Below are 18,608 nucleotides of genomic sequence, written 5' to 3'. Positions count from 1 at the left end.
CGCGGGCCGAGGGTCTCGGTTTGCTCAAGGAGTTGCCCGCTCGCCCGCCGCCCAGCGCTCCAGCAGCGCATCGCGCCCGCGCAGGCCCAGGGCCGGCAGCGCGTGGTTGACGAGGTAGGTGGCACCGGCGTGGGCGTTGTCCCACATGGCCTGGTGGGCCTGCGGCAGCTGCGCCCAGGGCACCACGGTCGGTTCGGTCACCGCCAGCAGCCCGGCGGCGATGCGGTCGTTCATGCGCGTCACTTCAAAGGCGTTGCACAGGTGCGTGCCCAGGATGTGGGCCGTCGGCATGAGGATGCGGCGCTGCCGCGTCCACACCTGCGGCGCGTAGAAGCTGTAGCGGCGGTGCGCCAGGCTCTCGAAGTAGACGACGCGGCCGGTGTAGGGCTTCACCAGCGCCGTCGACACGCCCAGCGCATCGTGCCCGGCGCGCTCGATGACGAGATCGGGCGCGCCGCGCGGGTTGTCGGGGCTGCGCAGCGCGGCGCCCACGGCGTTGCCGAAAGGTTTGAGCGTCTTCTCCTGGAAGTCGCGCACGGCCTGCTTGAAGGCCTCGGTGTCGCCCCGGGCGTCGGGCAGGCGCGGCATGCTGCGGGGCCAGTGGAAGGCGAGGCCGGCGCGGCGCTGCACTTCTTCGAGCGAGACGACGCCGGCCAGCGCGTCTTCGAAGCCCAGCGACTGCACGAACTCGCGCTGCGCGTCGCTGGCGCAGGCCACCACCGTGCGCGCGCCCATCGCGCGCAGGGCCTCGAGCATGGCCAGGCCGGTGGCGTCCAGCAGGGCCGGGCCGTCGATGCCGTAGTACAGCAGCACCGACTCGCCCGCCTGGGCCTGCGCCTGGGCCAGCATGGCCTCGGGCGTGGCGTGGCCGGCCTTGCCCACGAAGCTGAAGTGATAGCCCGAGCTGGCGCCGTAGAAGGCCAGCGCGCCGCCCTTGGCCAGCAGCTGGAAGCTGCGCGCAAACGCCGTCTCACCGGCATGCGACACCACGCAGTCGGCCAGGCGCCCGCCATTGAGTGCGCGGTAGGCCGCCAGCAGCGGCTCGCCGGCAGCCTCCCAGGCACGGGTGGCCTCTTCGCCTTCGGGCACTGGCGTGTACAGCGCTGCAAAGCCTGGTGAACGGCGGTCGAGCGCGCCGACCGCGCCTTCGCGCACGACGGCCGCGGCGCGCTCCGCGCTCGACACGCCGCCCGTCACGCTCAGCCCGGCGCGCACGGCGGTCTTCAGCGCATCCAGGCCCGTGCCGGTGGCCGCGCCTTCGACGAACAGCGTCTGCCCCGGCCGCACCTGCAGCGTGGTGAACAGCGCGCGGTTCACGGTGCCCAGGTTCAGCGTGTAGGCGCCGGCCTGCTCCAGCGTCAGGTCGGCCGGCACCGGGTGCAGCTGCGGCGCCTGCACGAGCAAGAACTGCGCGTGGCTGCCGGTCTCGCTCTCGTAGCCCTGGATGCGAAAAGCCGCGAACATGGGGTCGCGCCCGGCCTGCGGCGAGAGCAGCTCGGTCTGGCCCGAGTAGATGGAAACGAGGTCGCCCACCTTCAGCCGGCCTTCGCGGCGGGCCTCGCTGCCGAGTGCGGCCACCAAGGCCACGCCGCCGCTGCCGGTGATCTGGATGTCTTCCTCGTGGCCGTCGAAGGCCGAGACGGGGATGCCGGTGAGTGCCCAGATGTCGTTGAAGTTCACTTCAGACGCCAGCACGTAGACCACGGCCTCGTTGGGGCCGGGCCGCGGCACCGGGAACAGCAGCTCGACCTCGCTGGCCAGCGGCGGGCCGAAACGCGGCGCGCCGGTGTCGGGATCGCGTTCGACGCCAAAGCCAAGCTGCCAGGCCGGCAGCGGCGTCACGCCCGGGAAGAAAGGCGCCCCCAGCGGCAGCAGCTGGCCCTGGGCCACGAGCTCATCCACCAGACCCGGCTCGCGCGCCGGCCGGCGCACGCCGCCGCGGCGCATGGGCAGCGGCGGGCTGCGCTTGTCCATGAACTCGGCGATGCCGGTCTTGCCCCCCTCGGGGTCGACGATGGCCTGCGCAAACAGTTCGGCCTCGCGCGCCAGGCCGGCGGCCAGGCCCTCGCGCAGGCCGGTGGCCAGCGCGTCGAGCGCACGGTCGCGCGCCGTGCCGCGGCCGGCCCAGGCCAGCTGCGCCTGCACCCTGCGCAGGTGGGGGTCGGCCAGCGCGGCATCCAGCACCGCCGGCAGGCCGGGCAGCGGCTGCGCCCACTGCGCTGTCATCGCGCGGCGCGCGGCCAGGGCGCGGCCGAGCGGTGAGTCTTCGCCGTGCCGCACAAACTCGCGCAGCCGCTGGTGTGCCAGCGAAAGCGCGTCGTCGGCGCCCTGCGCCAGCTCGTCCACCAGGCCCATCTGCGCCGCCGTGGCGGCATCCACCGAACGCCCGCCCAGCACCAGCTCCAGCGCATCCACCAGCCCCGCGGCGCCGCGGCGGGCGTGCAGCAGCCGCGGCAGGCGCTGCGTGCCGCCGTAGCCGGGCAGCAGGCGCAGGCGGATCTCGGGCTGCCCGAAACGCGCCACCGGCTCGGCGATGCGCCAGTGGCAGGCCAGCGCGAACTCCAGGCCACCGCCCAGGGCCACGCCATTGATGGCGGCGATGCAGGGCTTGCCGGCCGCGGCCATGGCCTCGATGCGGCTGAAGGCGAGCTGCGCGTTGTGGGGCAGCACACGCGCCTGCTCGATGTGGCGCACCTCTTCCAGCAGCTGCCGGATGTCGGCCCCGGCGATGAAGCTGCCGCCGTCGCCGGTGAACACCACGCCGGCCATGTCGTCGCGCCGCGCCAGGTGGTCGACCACGAGGTTGAGCTCGTCGAGCGCGCGCTCGTTGAGTGCGTTCACCGGCGGGTTGGTGACGAACACGGTCGCCACGCGGCGCCCCGGCGCGATCGCGTTGACCTGGATGCGGAAGTAGCGGTGGCGCTCGAAGAGCTGCTGCTCGTCGGCCAGCTGCTGCGCGCGCTTCCAGGCGCCGATGGCGCGCGCCAGCTCCTCGATGGACTCCGGGTTCTTCAGCGTCGTCGCGTCGCCCACGGGCAAGTCTTCCACCAGCGCGCGCACCATGCGGCGCATGTATTTGCCGCTGCGTGTTTCGGGGAACTGCGTCACCTCGATGAAGTCGCCGGGCACGGCGACGGCGCCCTTTTCCTGGCGCACGAGGTCGGCCAGGCGGCGGCGGTCGTCCTGGCTCAGGCGGCGGCCGGCGGCGGGCTTGACGAAGGCCAGCGGCGTGAGCCCCTTCTCGCGGTGCGGCGCGCCCACCACGATGACGTTGCCCACGGGCGAATCCGGGTCCAGCGTCTTGTCGCGCAGGATGGCGCCTTCGATCTCTTCGGTGCCGATGCGGTGGCCGCTGACGTTGATGACGTCGTCGCTGCGGCCGTGCAGCGAATAGCCGCCGTCGGCGTGGCGCACCGCGAAGTCGCCCTGCGTGTAGGCCCAGGCGCCCTGCCAGCGCGTCCAGTAGGTCTTGCGCCAGCGCTCGCCGTCGCCGCGCCAGGCGGGCACCACGCGCAGGCCCACGCCATGGGCGCCCGCGGGCTCGAGGCGGAAGCCTTCCGCATCGCCCCACACCGTGCGCGCCAGGTAGGGGTACGGGGCGGCGATGACGATCTCGCCCTTCTCGCCTGCGGCGGCCTCGCGCCAGGGGGCGCCGCCCTCGCCTGCCGCACGGGCGAACGGGGCGAACGGCAGCGCCGCGGGTGCCGGCGCCGTGGCGTCTTCAATCCGCACGTCGCCCACGATCCACGGCAGCGGGTAGGTGTGGGCGTCGGCGCGCAGGGGGAAGTCGCCGTTGCCGTAGAAGTGCGTCCAGGCGATGCCGCCGTGCTCGGTGGCCCAGTAGCTGTTGATGTACCAGGGCGTCATCAGCCCCATGCCGAACTGCTGCACCGCCGGGCTCGTGGGCTCGGCGCAGAAGGTGGCCACGCGCAGCGAGCGCATGTCGTGGCGCTGCACGTCCTGGGCGTTCTGCGGGTCGGTCATCACCGTCTTCAGGAAGGTGACGCCGGCCTTGAAGATGGCCACGCGGTAGCGCTCGATGATCGATGCGAAGCGCCCGGCGTGCGGGAACACCGGCGCGCCCTCGGTCATGACGCTGGTCACGCGCGTGGTGAGCGCGGCGCTGATCATGTAGCTCTGGCCGGTGATCCAGCCGGGGTCGGCCACGACGTACATCACCTCGCCGGGGCGGGCGTCGAAGGCCACCTTCATGGTGTGCGCCACGCCCGCGGTGTAGCCGCCGTGCACGTGCACCACGCCCTTGGGCTTGCCGGTGGAGCCGCTGGTGTAGATGAAGAAGAGCGGCACCTCGGCATCCAGCTTCAGCGGCGGCACCACGGCCCACACCGCGCGCACCAGCTCGGCCGCGGGCAAGGCCAGCATGGCGGCCTCGTTGGCCACGCCCGCGGCCTGCAGCAGCGGGGCGAGCGCGGCGTCGGTCAGCTCGTGGGCCCAGCGGTCGCGCTCGGGGCGCCACACCAGATCGGGCTGCGCCGTGTGGCGCACCACCACCACCGTCTGCACGCGCGGCGGTGTGTGCACCAGGGCCTCGGCCAGCGCCACGCGCACCTGCCCTGCGGCCTCGGCGGCCAGGCCGGCGCGGCCCAGCTCGGCCAGCGCGCGGCCCACGCCGCGCATCACGTCGCCGCGCAGCAGCGTCACCTCGCCGGCCAGGGCTTCGTCCAGCACAGCCAGCAGGCGCTGCGACTGCGCCGGGCTCAGGGTCAGCGTCGGCAGCCGCGCCGCCACCACGGCGCGGGCGGTGGCCAGCGGCACGAAGTTGTCGAGCGCGGGGTCGGTGTAGGCGGTCTTGTAGGGCACCACCTGCGCCATGCGGTAGCCGCCGTCGGCGGTGATCACCACCTGGGCACCGGCGTCGTGGATGCGGTCGGACAGGGTCTTGTCGGAGAAGCCGCCGAACACCGGCGTGTAGACGATGCCCAGCCGCTTGGCGGCCTCGGTCCAGTAGAGCTGCTGCGGGATGTTGGGCAGGTTCAGCGCGATGCGGTCGCCGGGCTTCAGGCCCAAGGCACGCAGCGCCACGGCGCACTTGGCCGTCTCCAGCAGCAGGCGGCGGCGGCTGATGCGTTCGCTTTCCAGCGGCGCGCCGCGGCCGCCGTCGGCAGCCATGTCCCAGCGGTCCCCTTCGTAGATGACGGCGTCTTCGTCGCCGTGGCCGGCCAGCACGTGGCGGTCGACCTCGTTGAAGCCGGCGTTGGTGCAGCCGCCGCTGAACCAGCGCCAGTGCGGCGGCTGTGTGTCGTCGAAGGCGCGCGCCCAGGGCATGAAGCCCTCACCCAGCGCGGTGGCCACCGGCCCGGCGCTGGCGGCGCACCAGCCGCGCCAGGTGCCGCCGGCCTCGTCGAACGTGAGCCAGGCGCCGCCCGCGCCGATGGCGGGGTCGGCCCCGGCGGGCACCCACCAGTGGATCTCGCGTGCGGCGATGGCCCCGTGGAAGGCACCGGGGTCGGCCAGGCAGGCCTGGCGCTGGCGCTCCCAGTCGGCGCGCGTGCGCAGGGGGTTGCGCAGCGGCTGTGGCGGCGGCACGGGCAAGGGCTCGGTGGTGCCGCGGGCGGTGTCGGAGGCTGTCGATTCGGTCATCGCTGGGGCTGTGGAAATGACGGCCCGAGGGCCGATGGCCGGGAGGCCCGGCGGGCCATCCCGTGTGGTTCTGCTGCAGGGCGACCGCTGGTCTCCGCCGGTGGCGCCGGACGCCGGATCATGCAACGTCGGTGGGTGCATGGGCTCTGCCAGCACCCGCATCCCAAGAGCGCGCGAGTTTGTTCGGGCGTGCCCGGGCGACGCGTCCAAAGACCCCCGATCCGGGCGTCAAGCCCACAATGGGCTCGGGCTGCGGCGGGCCTGTGCAAGGACGAGCGGGCCGGCGCGAAAGACGTTCGCGCTCTCAGCCCGCAGCCTCGACGACCCGGCGCACCAACGGGTGGTGCAAGCCGCGTCGGGACCGGATGGCGTAAATGTCTTCGCGCACCTCGTCGCTGCGGCCGAGCAGCCGCAGGTCGCGCAGCAAACGCAGGTCTTGCATCCCCAGGCGGCTGACCGGAAACACGCCCAGTCCTTGCGCCGCGAACACCGCCATGAGCGCGCTGTCTTCGAACTCGCCGGTCACACGCGGCTGCAGGCCGTGCTGGTCGAACCAGCGCTCGATCGCGCCGCGCAAGGCCGCGTGGGCGGTGGGCAGCAGCACCGGCAGCTCGGCCAGGCAGTCCGGAAAGTGCCGGGCGTCGACGCGCCGCAGCAGCGAGGCGGGGCCGTACCAGTCCACCGGGGCCGAGGCCAGCCGCTCGCTCGACAAGCGCAGCGTCGGGTTGGGTGGCGCGGGCTGACCGGCGAGCACCAGGTCCAGGTGGTGCATCGCCAGCTCGGCCTGCAGGTGCTCGAACTCTCCGTCGTGGCACAGCAGCCGCAGGTGGGGCGTGGACAGCACCGGCCCGAGCAAGGCGTGCGCGGCGAGCTTCGAGATGCCGTCCGACAACCCCACGGCCAGCCGCACCGTGCGCAGGCTGGCGGCGTCGCGCACGGCCGCGGGCAGCGCCTGGCCGATGCGGAAGATGTCCTCGGCGCGGGCGAACGCGGCCTCGCCCGCTTCGGTGAGCACGACGCAGCGCCCCGTGGGCTTGAGCAGCTGGTGGCCCAGCGCACGCTCGAGCTCGCGCACCTGCGCGCTGACGGTCTGCACCGCCATGTCCAGCCGCGCCGCCGCGCGCGCGAACCCGCCTTCCTTGGCCACCACCCAAAAGTAGTGCAGATGGCGGTAACTGATCTGATCCACCAAGACCCCTCCAGCTGCTGGGTTCGGAAAAACCGAAGTCAGTGTCACACAAGCCCTGCTTGGACCGCAGCGTCGCACTGCCGATGATTCGCGCTTCGCCGCCCTCGCGCGGCCCTGAAAGGCCGCTTCCCCATGGAATTTCTCTTCACCCTCTGGCTGGGCATGCCGGCCTGGATATGGCTGGCGTTCATCGCCGTTGTCCTGGCCATCCTGGCCTTCGACCTCGGCATCATGAACCGCGAGGTGCACGAGATCGGCGTGCGCGAGAGCCTGAACATGTCGGCGCTGTACATCGGCCTGGGCCTGGCCTGGGCCGGCGCCGTGTACTGGATCTACCACACCTACTCCGGCACCAGCTCGATCGACCCACAGATCGCCGAGGCCGCCTCGGCCGGCGAACGCGCCTGGACGGCCGTGCAGCTGTACATCACCGGCTATCTGGTGGAGAAGACACTGGCCCTGGACAACGTGTTCATCATCTCGATGATCTTCACGTACTTCGCAGTGCCGCGCGAGTACCAGCACCGCGTGCTGTTCTGGGGCATCCTGGGCGTGATCGTGCTGCGCGCCATCATGATCGGCCTGGGCGCCGCGCTGGTGGCGGAGTTCTCGTGGGTCATGTACATCTTCGCCGTCATCCTGATTGCCACCGGCATCAAGATGATCGTGATGATGGACAGCAAGCCGGACATCGAGAACAACCCGGTGCTGAAGTTCCTGCGCAAGCGCCTGCGCGTGACCGAGCAGCTGCATGGCCAGCGCTTCTGGGTCCGCCAGCCCGACCCCAAGACCGGCAAGGTCGTGCTTTGGGCCACACCCCTCTTCCTGTGCCTCGTGCTGGTGGAGATCGCCGACCTGGTGTTCGCGATCGACTCCGTGCCGGCCATCTTCGCCATCACACCCGACGCCTTCATCGTCTACACGAGCAACATCTTCGCCATCCTGGGCCTGCGCGCGCTGTACTTCGCGCTGGCCGCCGTGGTGCACCGCTTCCACTACCTGAAGTACGCGTTGTCCATCGTGCTCATCTTCATCGGCGCCAAGATCTTCCTGGGTGACTGGCTGTTCGACGGCAAGGTGCCGGCCGCGCTGAGCCTGTCGGTGACGGCGGGCCTGCTGGCGGGCGGTGTGCTGTTCTCGCTGTGGAAGACCCGCCGTGGTGCCGTGGATGCCCCGGTCCCTTGACCTTATGGAGATGGAGGTGCTGCCCGAGACGACTGGTCCGGGCAGCACTCAGCTTCCGGATGCCGGTCCCTGAAAGCGGGAGTGCGGGTCCGTCTGATGACAGGCTTGCCTGGCCGAAATGCGGCAGGCTCGGGGACTCTTCGTCCAGGCGCAGGATGGTCGGGCCCTGGCCTGCTGGAGAATCCGCGGCATGAGCTGGTTTCGTGCGCTTTGGATCACGGTCGTTCTGGGCCTGGGATTGGCGCTTGCCAGCAGGCCGGCGACGGCGTCACCGGCGCCCGCCGATGGTGCACTCGTCGGAGCCCTCGAAGCTGGCCAGCTCGCGCTGCAGCGGCCCACGGGCTGTGTGGCAACGCTGCGGGGTTTGCGCCGCGACCTGGCGGTGTCGCAGACGGACTGGCTAGCCCAGGCCTGGCAGCCCGCCCCCGGCGGGACCGATACACCCAGCGCAGCACCGCCACCCAGCGACACGAGACCTCCGCCGGCCAGCGATGACGCCGGCACGGCGCCCGCTCCTGATCCCGGGATCTACCGGGCCTGCCCGCGTTCGTCGGGTTGCCGGGGCCCTCCCTCCGAGGCCTGACGTCGGCGTGCCACTGGCGCGCCACCCGCTCTCAACGTCAGTTGGCGAGTACCAGGCAGCGCCCGGTGCTCGCCCTTCCGGTTTCGTCCATGAAGAACTCCCCTTACCGGGTGGCCAGTTACCTGGCCATCATCCTCTGCGGCTTGCTGTTCGCCCTGCCGAACGTGCTGCCTTCTTCCGTGCTGGAACGCTGGCCGGCCTTCCTGCCCGACCGCCCCTTAGCCCTGGGACTCGATCTGCGCGGTGGCTCGCACCTGGTGCTCGAGGTCGATGGCGCAGCCTTGCTCGACGACCGCGCGCGATCGCTGGCCGACGACACGCGTCGTGTCCTGCGCGAGGCCTCGCTGCCGATCCGTGCCCTGAACATCCACCAGCAAGGCCTGAGCGTCGAACTGCGCGACCCGTCCGACCTGACGCGCGCGCAAGACCAGCTGGACAGCCTCGTCAGGCCCGGCCCATCGGGTCGCCCCGACCTCGACGTACGCCCCCAGGGCTCAAGCGGCCTCGGGCTCACCTTCACCGAAGAGGGCCGGAAGATCGCCATCGACCGTGCGGTGGAACAGAGCCTGGAGGTCATCCGCAAGCGCGTCGACCAGGTTGGCGTGTCCGAGCCCACCATCCAGCGGGTCGGGCCCAACCGCATCCTGGTGCAGTTGCCCGGCCTGCAGGACCCTGCGCAGCTGCGCGCGCTGCTGGGTTCGACCGCGAAGATGAGCTTCCACCTGCTCGGAGAAGCAGCCAGCCCCGAGGGCGTGCGCCCGATGCAGGACGCCGAGGGCCAGTCCTACCCCATCAACCGACGCGTTGTGCTCTCGGGCGACCGGCTGGTCGACGCCAGCGCGGGATTCGATACGCAGACCCGCGAACCGATCGTCAACTTCCGCTTCGACCGCGCAGGCGCGCGCGCCTTCGCCGCGATCACCGAGGCCAACGTCGGCCGTCCGTTCGCGATCGTGCTCGACGACAAGGTGCTCAGCGCGCCGGTCATCCGCGAGCCCATCACCGGCGGCGCGGGACAGATCTCCGGCGGCTTCACCGTACAGGAGGCCGGCACCCTGGCTGCGTTGCTGCGGGCCGGCGCGCTGCCGGCCAAACTGACGGTGATCGAGGAACGCAACGTGGGCGCCGACCTGGGCAGCGACGTCATCCGCAAGGGCATCCTCGCGGGCATCGGCGCCTTCGTGTTCGTGTTCGCCTTCATGGTGGTGCTCTATGGCGGCTGGGGCTTGCTGGCCAACGCCGCCCTGGCCATCAACGTGGTGCTCACCATCGCCGGCATGAGCATGCTCGGAGCCACGCTCACGCTGCCCGGCATCGCGGGCATCGTGCTCGGCATCGGGCTGGCGGTGGACGCCAACGTGCTCATCAATGAACGGATCCGCGAGGAGACTCTCAAGGGCAAGGCGGCGCTGACGGCCATCGATTCGGGATTCCGCCGCGCCTACGCCACCGTGATGGACAGCAACGTCACGGCCCTGATCGCCACGGTGCTGCTGTTCTCGTTCGGTTCCGGGCCGGTGAGGGGATTCGCCATCACCATGGCGCTGGGCATCCTGATCTCGATGTTCACCGCGGTCTCGGTGGTGAAGGTGGCGATGCTGTCGATCGCCCGGCGGCGCAAGCTCAAGACGCTGGAGATCCGGCCGCTTTTCGGTTTCAGGCCCGTGCCCGACGGCACGAACGTGGGCTTCATGCGGCTGGGCGTGGCGACGATGCTGGTGTCGGCGGTGCTGGCGCTGGCCTCTGTGACGTCCCTGGCCAAGCCGGGGCTGAACTTCGGCATCGACTTCCGCGGCGGCATCCAGATGGAGGTGGCGGTCACGCAGCCCGACGACCTGTCCCGCTTCCGCGCCGGGCTCGACCAGCTCGGCCTCGGCGAAGTCGCGCTGCAAACCATGGGCGAAGGCGACCGCCTGCTTGTGCGCGTGGAGCGGCAAGCCGGCGGCGAAGTGGCGCAGACCCAGGCTGTCGAGAAGCTGAAGGCCGCGATGCGCGCCATCGACCCCGAGGCGAACTTCGAACGCAGCGAGGTGGTTGGCCCCAAGGTCAGCGGCGAGCTCACGCGGGCCGGCCTGATGGCCATGGTGCTGGCGACGCTGGCGATGCTCGTCTACATCTGGGTGCGCTTCGAGTGGCCGTTCGCCGTGGGCGCCATCGCCACGCTGTTGCTGGACGTGGTGCTCACGCTCGGCGTGTTCGCGTGGACCCGGCTCGACTTCAGCCTCACCGCCATCGCGGCGCTGCTCACGCTGGTGGGCTACTCGGTGAACGACAAGGTCGTGGTGTACGACCGCATGCGCGAGAACCTGCAGAGCCGGCGCAACCGCAGCCTGCGCGAGGTGATCGACAAGTCCATCAACCAGACGCTCACGCGCAGCCTGTACACCTCGGTGACGGCGTTCCTGGCCATCCTGCCGCTGGCCGTCTGGGGCGGCTCGGCGGTTGCGAGCTTTGCCATCCCGATGGCGGTCGGGATCGTCATCGCGGCCTGCACATCGGTGTTCGTCGCTGCGCCGATGCTCCTGCTGCTGGGTGACTGGCGCGAGCGCCGTGGCAGGCCGCTGTTCGCGCCGCCTCCCGACGACTCCCCGGAAGCAAGGCCCGCCAAGCCTTGAGCAACCCGGCGGCAGGGTGGGCCGGGTTGACTGACAATCGGTGTCGCCCGCACCGCCCCATGCCCGAATTCAAGAAGCGCCTCCGCCGCTGGCTGCCCACCGCCCAAACGCTCGAAGAAACCCGTGGTTTCGCCTGGCTGGGCCACTACCTGCGTGAGCACCCGCGGCTGTGGGTGCTGCATCGCCACAGCGTGGCGCTCGGCGTGGCCCTGGGCATCGGCATCGGCGTGTTCCCGTTGCCGCTGCAGATGCCGGCGGCCATGCTTGCCGCCGTGGCGCTGCGCGCCAACGTGGCCGCCGCCGCCGCGGCCACCTGGCTGACGAACCCGTTCACGATGGCGCCGATCTGGGCGCTGTCGGCCTGGCTGGGTTCCTTCGTCGTGCCCAGGGCCACCCCCGGCACGGTCGCGCCGACACCGGTGGAGTGGGTCTGGAGCGATCCGCTGTCCTGGCCCGGCGCGCTGTGGGAGCAGATCACCTCGTGGGGGCCGGCCCTGCTGGCCGGTTTCCCGCTGGCGGGCCTGGTGCTGGGCGTGGCCGCCTATGGGGTGGTCTACTGGGGCTGGGCGGTGCTGATCTGGCGCGAGCGGCGGCGGCGTGAACAAGGGCGGCGTGTCGCTGCCGATCGGGCGCGCGGCTGAACGCGCACCGACAACCAAGGAAGCTGATGGAAAAGATCCTCTCCAGTGTCGGCTCGCTGCTGTACGGCATGCGCTTCATGATGCTGTTCTTCTACGCCGGGCTGGTGGCCATCATCATGGGCATCCTGGGCAAGTTCCTGTTCGAGACCTTCAAGCTGATGCAGACGCTGCTGTTCGGCAAGCTCGAGAAGATCGAGCTCATCATCAAGGTGCTCGAGCTGGTCGACATGACCATGGTGGCGCAGCTGGTGTGGGTGGTGGCGCTGGCCGGCGTGTCGCTGTTCGTGACCACCGGGCACTTCGACAGCAAGGACATGAAAAAGCCCGACTGGCTCGACCACGTCAACACCTACAACCTCAAGCTCAAGCTGGCCTTCGCGATCATCTCGATCTCGGGCGTGCACGCGCTGAAGACCTACCTCAGCGGCGACCTCACCCTCGAAAACATCCAGATCGTCACGCTGGTCGCGGTGATCCATTTCACCTTCGTGCTCTCGGCCATCGGCATCTCGTTCGCGGAGCGCCTGACGCGCGAGAAGGGCTGAGCCTCAGCCCGGCCGCAGCGCCAGGCTCATGCACACCACGTCGCCGTCGGGCTTCTCGGCAAAGCCCAGGCGTTGGCACAGCATGCGCATGCCGCGGTTTTCGGTCAGCACCTCGCCCACCAGGCGCTGCGTGCCGCGCTGGCGCAAGTGGGCGATGAGCGCCTCCATCAGCAAGCGGCCCAGGCCCTGGCCCTTGACGTCGCTGCGCACGATGACGCCGAACTCGGCGCAGTCGTTGTCGGGGTCGCAGGCGGCGCGGGCGGTGCCCAGCGTCTCTTCGGTGCCGCCTTCGCCCACGACAGTGGCCACGAAGGCCATCTCGCGCTCGTAGTCGATCTGCACCAGCCGCGCCAGCTCGGTGCGCGGCAGCGTGCGGCGGCTGTAGAAGACGCGCATGCGGATGTCTTCGGGCGACAGCCGCTCCAGAAAACTCAGATGCTGCGGCTCGTCCTCGGGGCGGATGGGGCGGATGGTGAGCTCGCGGCCCTGCCAGCGGTGGCGTTGCACCTGCTGCGCCGGATAGGGCCGGATGGCGAATCGGGCCGCGCCCCCCGGCGCCGCGGCGCTGACGCGCACGCGGGCGTCGAGCGCGATCACGCCATCCGCATCGGCCAGCAGGGGGTTGATGTCGAGCTCGGTGATGCGCGGCTCGGCGGCCATCAGCTCCGAGACGGCCACGAGCACGCGCTCCACCGCCGCGATGTCGGCCGCGGGCACGTCGCGCCAGCCCGCAAGCAGCCGCGCCACGCGCGTGCGCCGGATCATCAGCGCGGCCAGCGGCGGGTTCAACGGCGGCAAGCCCAGGGCGCGGTCGGCCAGCACCTCCACGGCCGTGCCGCCGTGCCCGAACAGGATGACGGGGCCGAACAGCGGGTCGAGGCTGGCGCCGACGATGAGCTCCAGAGCCCGCGGCCGCCGCACCATAGCCTGCACGGTGTAGCCCTCGACGGTGGCACCCGGCTGCAGCCGTTGCACGCGTTCCAGCATGGCGCGGGCGGCCTGCTCCACGGCGGCCTCGGTCTCCAGGTGCAGGGCCACGCCGCCGACGTCGCTCTTGTGCGTGATCTGCGGCGACAGGATCTTCAGCACCACCGGCAGGCCCAGCTCGCGAGCCGCGGCCACGGCGGCGGCCGGCTCAGGCGCCACCACCCGCGTGCCGACCACGGGCACGCCGCAGGCCGCGAGCAAGGACTTGGCCTCGGGCTCGGTCAGCCACTCGCGGCCCTGCCCCAGCGCCTGCCGCACCACGGCGGCCACCTGGGCGGTGTCCACCGCCACCGGCCCGCCCAGCGGCGGGCACTCGGTCAGCGCGGCCTGGTTGTCGCGGTAGGTCTGCAACTGGGCAAAGGCGGCCACGGCGGCCTCGGGCGTGGCGTAGCAGGGCACGCCCGAGGCCTGGAAGGCCTGGCGCGCGCCCCGCACGGCCGCCTCGCCCAGCCAGCCCGCGAGCACGCGGCCCGGGTGGCGCGCCACCAGCGGCAGCAGCGCCTCGGCAATGTCGGATGCGGGCACGATGGCGGTCGGCGCGTGCATGAACAGCACCGCGCCCACCGCACACCCGGGCGGCTGCTCCAGCAGCGCCTGCAGCGCCGCCGCGTAGCGTGCCGCAGGTGCGTCGCCGATGATGTCCACCGGGTTGGCGCGGCTCCAGTTCGGCGGCAGCACGGCGTCGAGCGTGGCGCGCAACCCGGGCGTCAGTTCGGCCAGGGGCACACCGGCGGCCGCGGCGGCGTCGGCCGCCATCACGCCGGCCCCGCCACCGTTGGTGACGATCATCAGCGTGCGCGGCGACTCGGCGGCTGCCGGGGCGGCGCGGGCGTGGGCCAGGGTCTCTGCGGCGTCGAACAGCCGCTGCAGCGTGTCCACCCGCAGCATGCCGGCGCGGCGGATGGCGGCGTCGAACACCAGGTCGCTGGCCGCCAGTGCGCCGGTGTGGCTGCGGGCCGCGGCGGCGCCTTGCGGGCTGCGGCCGGCCTTGACCACCAGCACGGGCTTGTTGCGGGCTGCCGCGCGCGCCGCGCTCATGAATTTGCGCGCGCCCTCGATGCTCTCGATGTAGAGCAGGATGGCCTGCGTGCGCGCGTCGCTGGCCAGCCAGTCCAGCAGGTCGGCGAAATCGACGTCGGCGTGCTCGCCCAGGCTCACGCAGTGCGAGAAGCCGATGCCGCGGCCCTGCGCCCAGTCGAGCATGGCCGTGACCAGCGCACCCGACTGGGACACGAAGGCCAGCCCGCCCGCGGGCACGCCGACGTGGGCAAAGCTGGCGTTCAGCCGTGCGTGCGGCGCGATCAGTCCCAGGCCGTTGGGGCCCAGGATGCGCAGCAGGTGGGGCCGGGCGGCGTCGAGCATGGCCTGCTGCTGCTGCCGCGACAGGCCCGCCGTCAGCACGACGGCAGCGCGGGTGCCGCGCTCGCCCAGCTCGGCGATCACGCCCGGCACCGCCGCCGGCGGCACGCACACGACGGCCAGCTCGGGCGCCGACGGCAGCGCCGCGACGCGGGCGTAGGCGTGTTCGCCACCCACGGTGTCGCGCCGCGGGTTGACAGGCCAGCACGGGCCCTCGAAGCCGGCGCTGCGCAGGTTGCGCCAGACGGTGGCGCCGACGCTGCCCGGCCTGTCGCTGGCGCCGATGAGGGCCACGGAGTGGGGGTCGAAGAGGGCGTCGAGGTGGCGGATGCTCATGCGCGCGATCATGCGCGCCGCGAGGTGGCGGCGGACTGACCGCCCGCAAACCCCGCTTCGATGCCGCCCGAGGCGCGCTTCAGGCGCGACGCGCGTTGGTCGCGATCCGATCGGCCAGCCGCGGCATCAGCGGCAGCGGCAGGTCATGGCCCATGCCGGCGATGAAGTCGGTTTCGGCCCCGGCAATCAGCCGGGCCAGCTCACGACCGGCCTCCACGGGCACCAGCGGGTCGGCATTGCCGTGAACGACCACCGTGGGCGCGGCAATCAGCGGCAACAGCGCACGCCGGTCGCCGTCGGCCACCACCGCGGCCAACTGGCGCGCAGTGCCCGCCGGGCGCCAGGCACGGGCCACCGTGGCGCGCAGGCGCTGACGCTGCCGCTCCGGATCGGGCGGGTAGCCGGGCGATCCGATCACGCGCAGCAGGCGCTCGAGGTGGGCCACCACGGCCTCGGCGTCGTGGCCGTCGGGCCGCTGCATGAGCAAGCCACGAATCTCCCAGCCCGGCTGCGGCAGGTGGCGCGCGCCGCTGGTCGTCATGATCAGGCCGAGGCTGGCCACGCGCTGCGGGTGCCGGGCCGCGACGTGCTGCGCGATCATGCCGCCCATCGAGGCGCCGACCAGGTGCACACGTTCCAGGCCCAGCGCATCGATCAGGCCCACCGTGTCGGCGGCCATGTCGGCCAGCGTGTACGGCACATTCACGGGCAAGTGCAGCAGGTGGCGCAGCCCGGCGGCGGCGAGGTTGGGTTTGCCGAGTTCGTCGAAGCCCTGGCTGAGCCCGGCGTCGCGGTTGTCGAAGCGGATGACGCGCAGGCCCTGGGCCAGCAGCCCTTGCACCAGCTCGTCGGGCCAGGCCACCAGCTGCATGCCCAGGCCCATCACCAGCAGCATGGGCTCGGCGCTGGGCGGGCCCTGGTCGTCGACCTCCAGCGCCGTGCCGTTGGCCGCCACCAGCCGCATCAGTGCGACGCCTGCAGCGGCGACCGGTGCGTGGTCTTGTAGAACCAGCGCCGCGCGCCCTGCACGTCGAAGGGCTGCCACGCCCCCACGCGCTGCGCCAGGCGGTCGGCCACCACGTACAGCGCCAGCGGGTTCATGCCCATGCCGACGTGGCTGGCATGCACCTCGATGTTCTCCGTGTGCGGCGCCGCCTCGTTGAGGCTGCATTGCCAGGCCACGATGCCGTCGCTGCGGCTGTAGATGCTGGTGGTGGGGCAGGCGGGCGGGCGGCGGATCTGCGCGAGCAGCTCCGCGTCGGAGTGCACGGCCTGGCCGCTGACGAGCTCGTAGAAGCGCCAGGCGTTGGTGGCGCGCGGGTGGCCGGCAAAGGGCGAGCCCAAGGTGACGACGCAGCGCGCGATGTCGGGCTGCTCCTTGGCGATCTCGCGGGCGTAGATGCCGCCGAGGCTCCAGCCCACCAGGCTGACGGCCTCGCCGTGGCGTTCGGCCACGTGGCGCACCCGGGCCCGTGCGGCGTCGAGCACGCCGTGGCGAGGCCCGAAGTTGAAGCCCTGCTGCCAGGCGTAAGGCGTGTAGCCGCGCTGGCGCAGGAACTGCCGCAGCGGCAGCGTGCTCCCGTCGGAAGCGCCCAGCCCCGGGAACACGATCACCGGGTGGCCGTCGCCGTGCGGCAGCTGGTTCAACCAGGGCGTGGCCGCCAGCAGCGCCGCCAGCTCCCAGGGCGCCCGCGCCTCGAGAATCAGCTGCCAGGGGCCGGGAGCGGCCACCAGCTCCTCGGCGTCGAGCGGGGCGAAGGGGTCGGGGACGGGCTTGGTGCGTCTGGCGGCCATGCGTGCATTGTCAGCGTCGCGTTGCCGCCTTGGCCGGGGTGGCGGGCCGGGGTTTGCGAGCAGGCTTTGTCGCCTGCGAGACAGCGGCCTGGACCGCACCCGTGACCACCCCCTTGACGGCGTCGGTCAGCAGGTGGCCCATCCGGCGGCCCGCGCTGCCGGCTGCGCTCCCCGCTGCGCGCCTGGCGGCACGCAGCACGGTGCCCGCGTCGGCGGTGTCTTCGTGGCCCGGCTCTCCGGGCTGCGGCAGCACCCGCAGGTCGTCGAAGGCCACGCGGATGGCCTCGGCCAGCTCGCGCACGTCGGGCATGGCGGCGCCATCGGCCATGAGGCCGAAGTCCAGCGAGTGCTCGTAGCTCTGCACGGTGATGTTCAGCGCCATGCCGTGCACCACGATGCTGGCGGGGTAATTGGTGAGCATGCGCGCGCCGGCCATGTACAGGGCCACCGGCGGCCCGGGCACGTTGCTGATGACGACGTTGGCCACCTGCGGGATGCGGTCAGCCACCCTGGCCTTGCCGTACAGCGAAGCGGCAGCCTCCATCAGCCAGGGCACGCCCAGCGACGGAAAGTCGGTCGGCAGGATCCTCTTCAGGCTGCCCATGGTCGACTTCATCGCGCCCGATGCAGCCTTGATGTGCGCGAGGCGCTGGCCCGCATCGGCGATGTGCGTGCCCAGGCTGATGAGGCTCATGCTGGCTTGGTTGTCCGCCGTGGTGTCGCCCTTCTCGCGCAGCGAGATCGGCACTGCGGCCACCAGGCTCTTCTTGGGCAGCTGGCGGTGGCGCGCCAGGTAGCGCCGCAGGGCGCCGCTGCACACCGCCAGCACCATGTCGTTGACGGTGGCGCCATGCACGCGACCCAAAGCGCGCAGCTCGTGCATCGGCAGCGTCACGGTCGCGAAGGCACGCTCACGCGTCACCGACACGTTCATGGGCGTGCGTGGGGCCAGCGTCAGGTTGCCGGGCGAGCCGCCCTTGCCGCCCAGCAGGCTGCTGCTGCCCAGGGCCTGCACGGTGGCGTCCTTCAGCGTGCCCACGGTGTCGGGCAGGTTCTTCACAATGGCCGCCACCTTCTGCGCCTGCAGGCCCAGCACGCCGCGCAGCATCTCGGTCATGTCGAGCTCGAAGGTGCGCTTCCGGCCCGAGGGCTTGACGTCGATGGCCCGCGGCTCGGCCGTGGTGTCCAGCAGGGCATTGGCCAGCGCCACGGCGGCCTGGCCATCGACGGCGGCGTGGTGCAGCTGCGTGTACAGGGCCACGCGCTTTTCGCCATTCGGCCCGGGCGCCAGGCCCTCGAAGACGTGGAACTTCCACAGCGGGCGGCTGCGGTCCAGCAGCACGGGGTGCAGCGCCGAGACCTGCGCCTCCAGCTCGCGCATCCCGGCGGCGCGGCCGGCCACCTTGGGCAGCCGGATCTCGACGATGTGCTGCTTGAGATCGGGTTCGGCATCGACCCAGGCCGGGTTGGCCATGTTCAGCGGCATCCACCACAGCCGCCGCCGCAGCACCGGCGTGATCGGCAGCCGCGAGGCCAGGTGCTCGCGCAGGCGCGTCACGAACTTGCTGCGCGTGCCCGGCGGCAGCTCGAACAGGTGCAGCGCGCCCACGTGCATGGGCATCTCGGGCGTCTCGAGGTAGAGGAAGGTCGCGTCGAGCCCCGAGAGCTGCTTCATCGCCTGGTCTCCATGGCGCCTCATGGGGGGGGCGCCGTGCGGGCGATGCTAGTCCGGCGTCCGGGGCCATCGGACCGGGCTTGCCCTGAAACGCAGAC

The 18,608-nt window shown here is 71.8% G+C and carries 10 protein-coding genes; 4 read left to right on the top strand and 6 right to left on the bottom strand.

Annotated features, from left to right (window positions below; genetic code table 11):
* Positions 1-24 precede the first annotated feature (24 nt).
* Together KA711_10385 and KA711_10380 are read right to left on the bottom strand one after the other, a co-directional pair.
* Entirely contained in the window at positions 25-5,601 is a 5,577-nt protein-coding gene (locus KA711_10385) for an AMP-binding protein (protein MCM0609383.1), read from the bottom strand.
* Positions 5,602-5,905: 304 nt separating this feature from the next.
* Positions 5,906-6,832 carry a LysR family transcriptional regulator gene (locus tag KA711_10380; GenBank protein MCM0609382.1) on the bottom strand — a complete coding sequence of 309 codons (927 nt, stop codon included), beginning with the start codon at positions 6,830-6,832 and terminating at the stop codon, positions 5,906-5,908.
* A 90-nt stretch (positions 6,833-6,922) separates the two neighbouring features.
* Between KA711_10380 and KA711_10375 the strand changes: the two genes are divergently transcribed.
* From KA711_10375 to KA711_10360, 4 genes are all read left to right on the top strand, one after another.
* The gene (locus KA711_10375) at positions 6,923-7,975 is read left to right on the top strand and encodes a TerC family protein (GenBank protein MCM0609381.1); all 1,053 of its coding nucleotides are present in this window, start codon (positions 6,923-6,925) and stop codon (positions 7,973-7,975) included.
* 672 nt (positions 7,976-8,647) lie between these two features.
* Positions 8,648-11,173, top strand: a complete 2,526-nt coding sequence (gene secD, locus KA711_10370) for a protein translocase subunit SecD (protein ID MCM0609380.1) — start codon at positions 8,648-8,650, stop codon at positions 11,171-11,173.
* Positions 11,174-11,232: 59 nt separating this feature from the next.
* Positions 11,233-11,814 carry a DUF2062 domain-containing protein gene (locus tag KA711_10365; GenBank protein MCM0609379.1) on the top strand — a complete coding sequence of 194 codons (582 nt, stop codon included), beginning with the start codon at positions 11,233-11,235 and terminating at the stop codon, positions 11,812-11,814.
* A 26-nt stretch (positions 11,815-11,840) separates the two neighbouring features.
* Complete coding sequence (locus tag KA711_10360) at positions 11,841-12,359, top strand: YqhA family protein (protein ID MCM0609378.1); 519 nt, start codon at positions 11,841-11,843, stop codon at positions 12,357-12,359.
* A gap of 3 nt (positions 12,360-12,362) precedes the next feature.
* Here the strand turns inward: KA711_10360 and KA711_10355 are convergent, their stop codons facing one another.
* The 4 genes from KA711_10355 to KA711_10340 all read right to left on the bottom strand — a co-directional run bounded on the left by KA711_10355 (position 12,363) and on the right by KA711_10340 (position 18,510).
* The gene (locus tag KA711_10355) at positions 12,363-15,041 is read right to left on the bottom strand and encodes a bifunctional acetate--CoA ligase family protein/GNAT family N-acetyltransferase (GenBank protein MCM0609377.1); all 2,679 of its coding nucleotides are present in this window, start codon (positions 15,039-15,041) and stop codon (positions 12,363-12,365) included.
* A 79-nt stretch (positions 15,042-15,120) separates the two neighbouring features.
* On the bottom strand, positions 15,121-16,005 hold the full coding sequence (locus KA711_10350; GenBank protein ID MCM0609376.1) for an alpha/beta fold hydrolase: 885 nt from the start codon (positions 16,003-16,005) through the stop codon (positions 15,121-15,123).
* Positions 16,005-16,775: an alpha/beta hydrolase gene (locus tag KA711_10345; protein MCM0609375.1), complete on the bottom strand. Its 771-nt coding sequence runs from the start codon at positions 16,773-16,775 to the stop codon at positions 16,005-16,007. The genes KA711_10350 and KA711_10345 overlap by 1 nt, the downstream gene beginning before the upstream one ends.
* A 70-nt stretch (positions 16,776-16,845) precedes the next feature.
* Entirely contained in the window at positions 16,846-18,510 is a 1,665-nt protein-coding gene (locus tag KA711_10340; GenBank protein MCM0609374.1) for a wax ester/triacylglycerol synthase family O-acyltransferase, read from the bottom strand.
* Positions 18,511-18,608: the final 98 nt, after the last annotated feature.

The sequence above is a fragment of the Ideonella sp. WA131b genome, assembly GCA_023657425.1.
Classification (GTDB): Bacteria; Pseudomonadota; Gammaproteobacteria; order Burkholderiales; family Burkholderiaceae_C; genus Rubrivivax.
This window is presented reverse-complemented; position numbering and strand designations above follow the sequence as displayed.

What these genes read in the sequence shown, in the direction of transcription:
- KA711_10355 (MCM0609377.1), bottom strand. Translation starts at nt 15,041, where the DNA reads ATGAGCATCCGCCACCTCGACGCCCTCTTCGACCCCCACTCCGTGGCC.
- KA711_10340 (MCM0609374.1), bottom strand. Translation starts at nt 18,510, where the DNA reads ATGAAGCAGCTCTCGGGGCTCGACGCGACCTTCCTCTACCTCGAGACG.
- KA711_10365 (MCM0609379.1), top strand. Translation starts at nt 11,233, where the DNA reads ATGCCCGAATTCAAGAAGCGCCTCCGCCGCTGGCTGCCCACCGCCCAA.
- KA711_10350 (MCM0609376.1), bottom strand. Translation starts at nt 16,005, where the DNA reads ATGCGGCTGGTGGCGGCCAACGGCACGGCGCTGGAGGTCGACGACCAG.
- secD (MCM0609380.1), top strand. Translation starts at nt 8,648, where the DNA reads ATGAAGAACTCCCCTTACCGGGTGGCCAGTTACCTGGCCATCATCCTC.
- KA711_10360 (MCM0609378.1), top strand. Translation starts at nt 11,841, where the DNA reads ATGGAAAAGATCCTCTCCAGTGTCGGCTCGCTGCTGTACGGCATGCGC.
- KA711_10375 (MCM0609381.1), top strand. Translation starts at nt 6,923, where the DNA reads ATGGAATTTCTCTTCACCCTCTGGCTGGGCATGCCGGCCTGGATATGG.
- KA711_10385 (MCM0609383.1), bottom strand. Translation starts at nt 5,601, where the DNA reads ATGACCGAATCGACAGCCTCCGACACCGCCCGCGGCACCACCGAGCCC.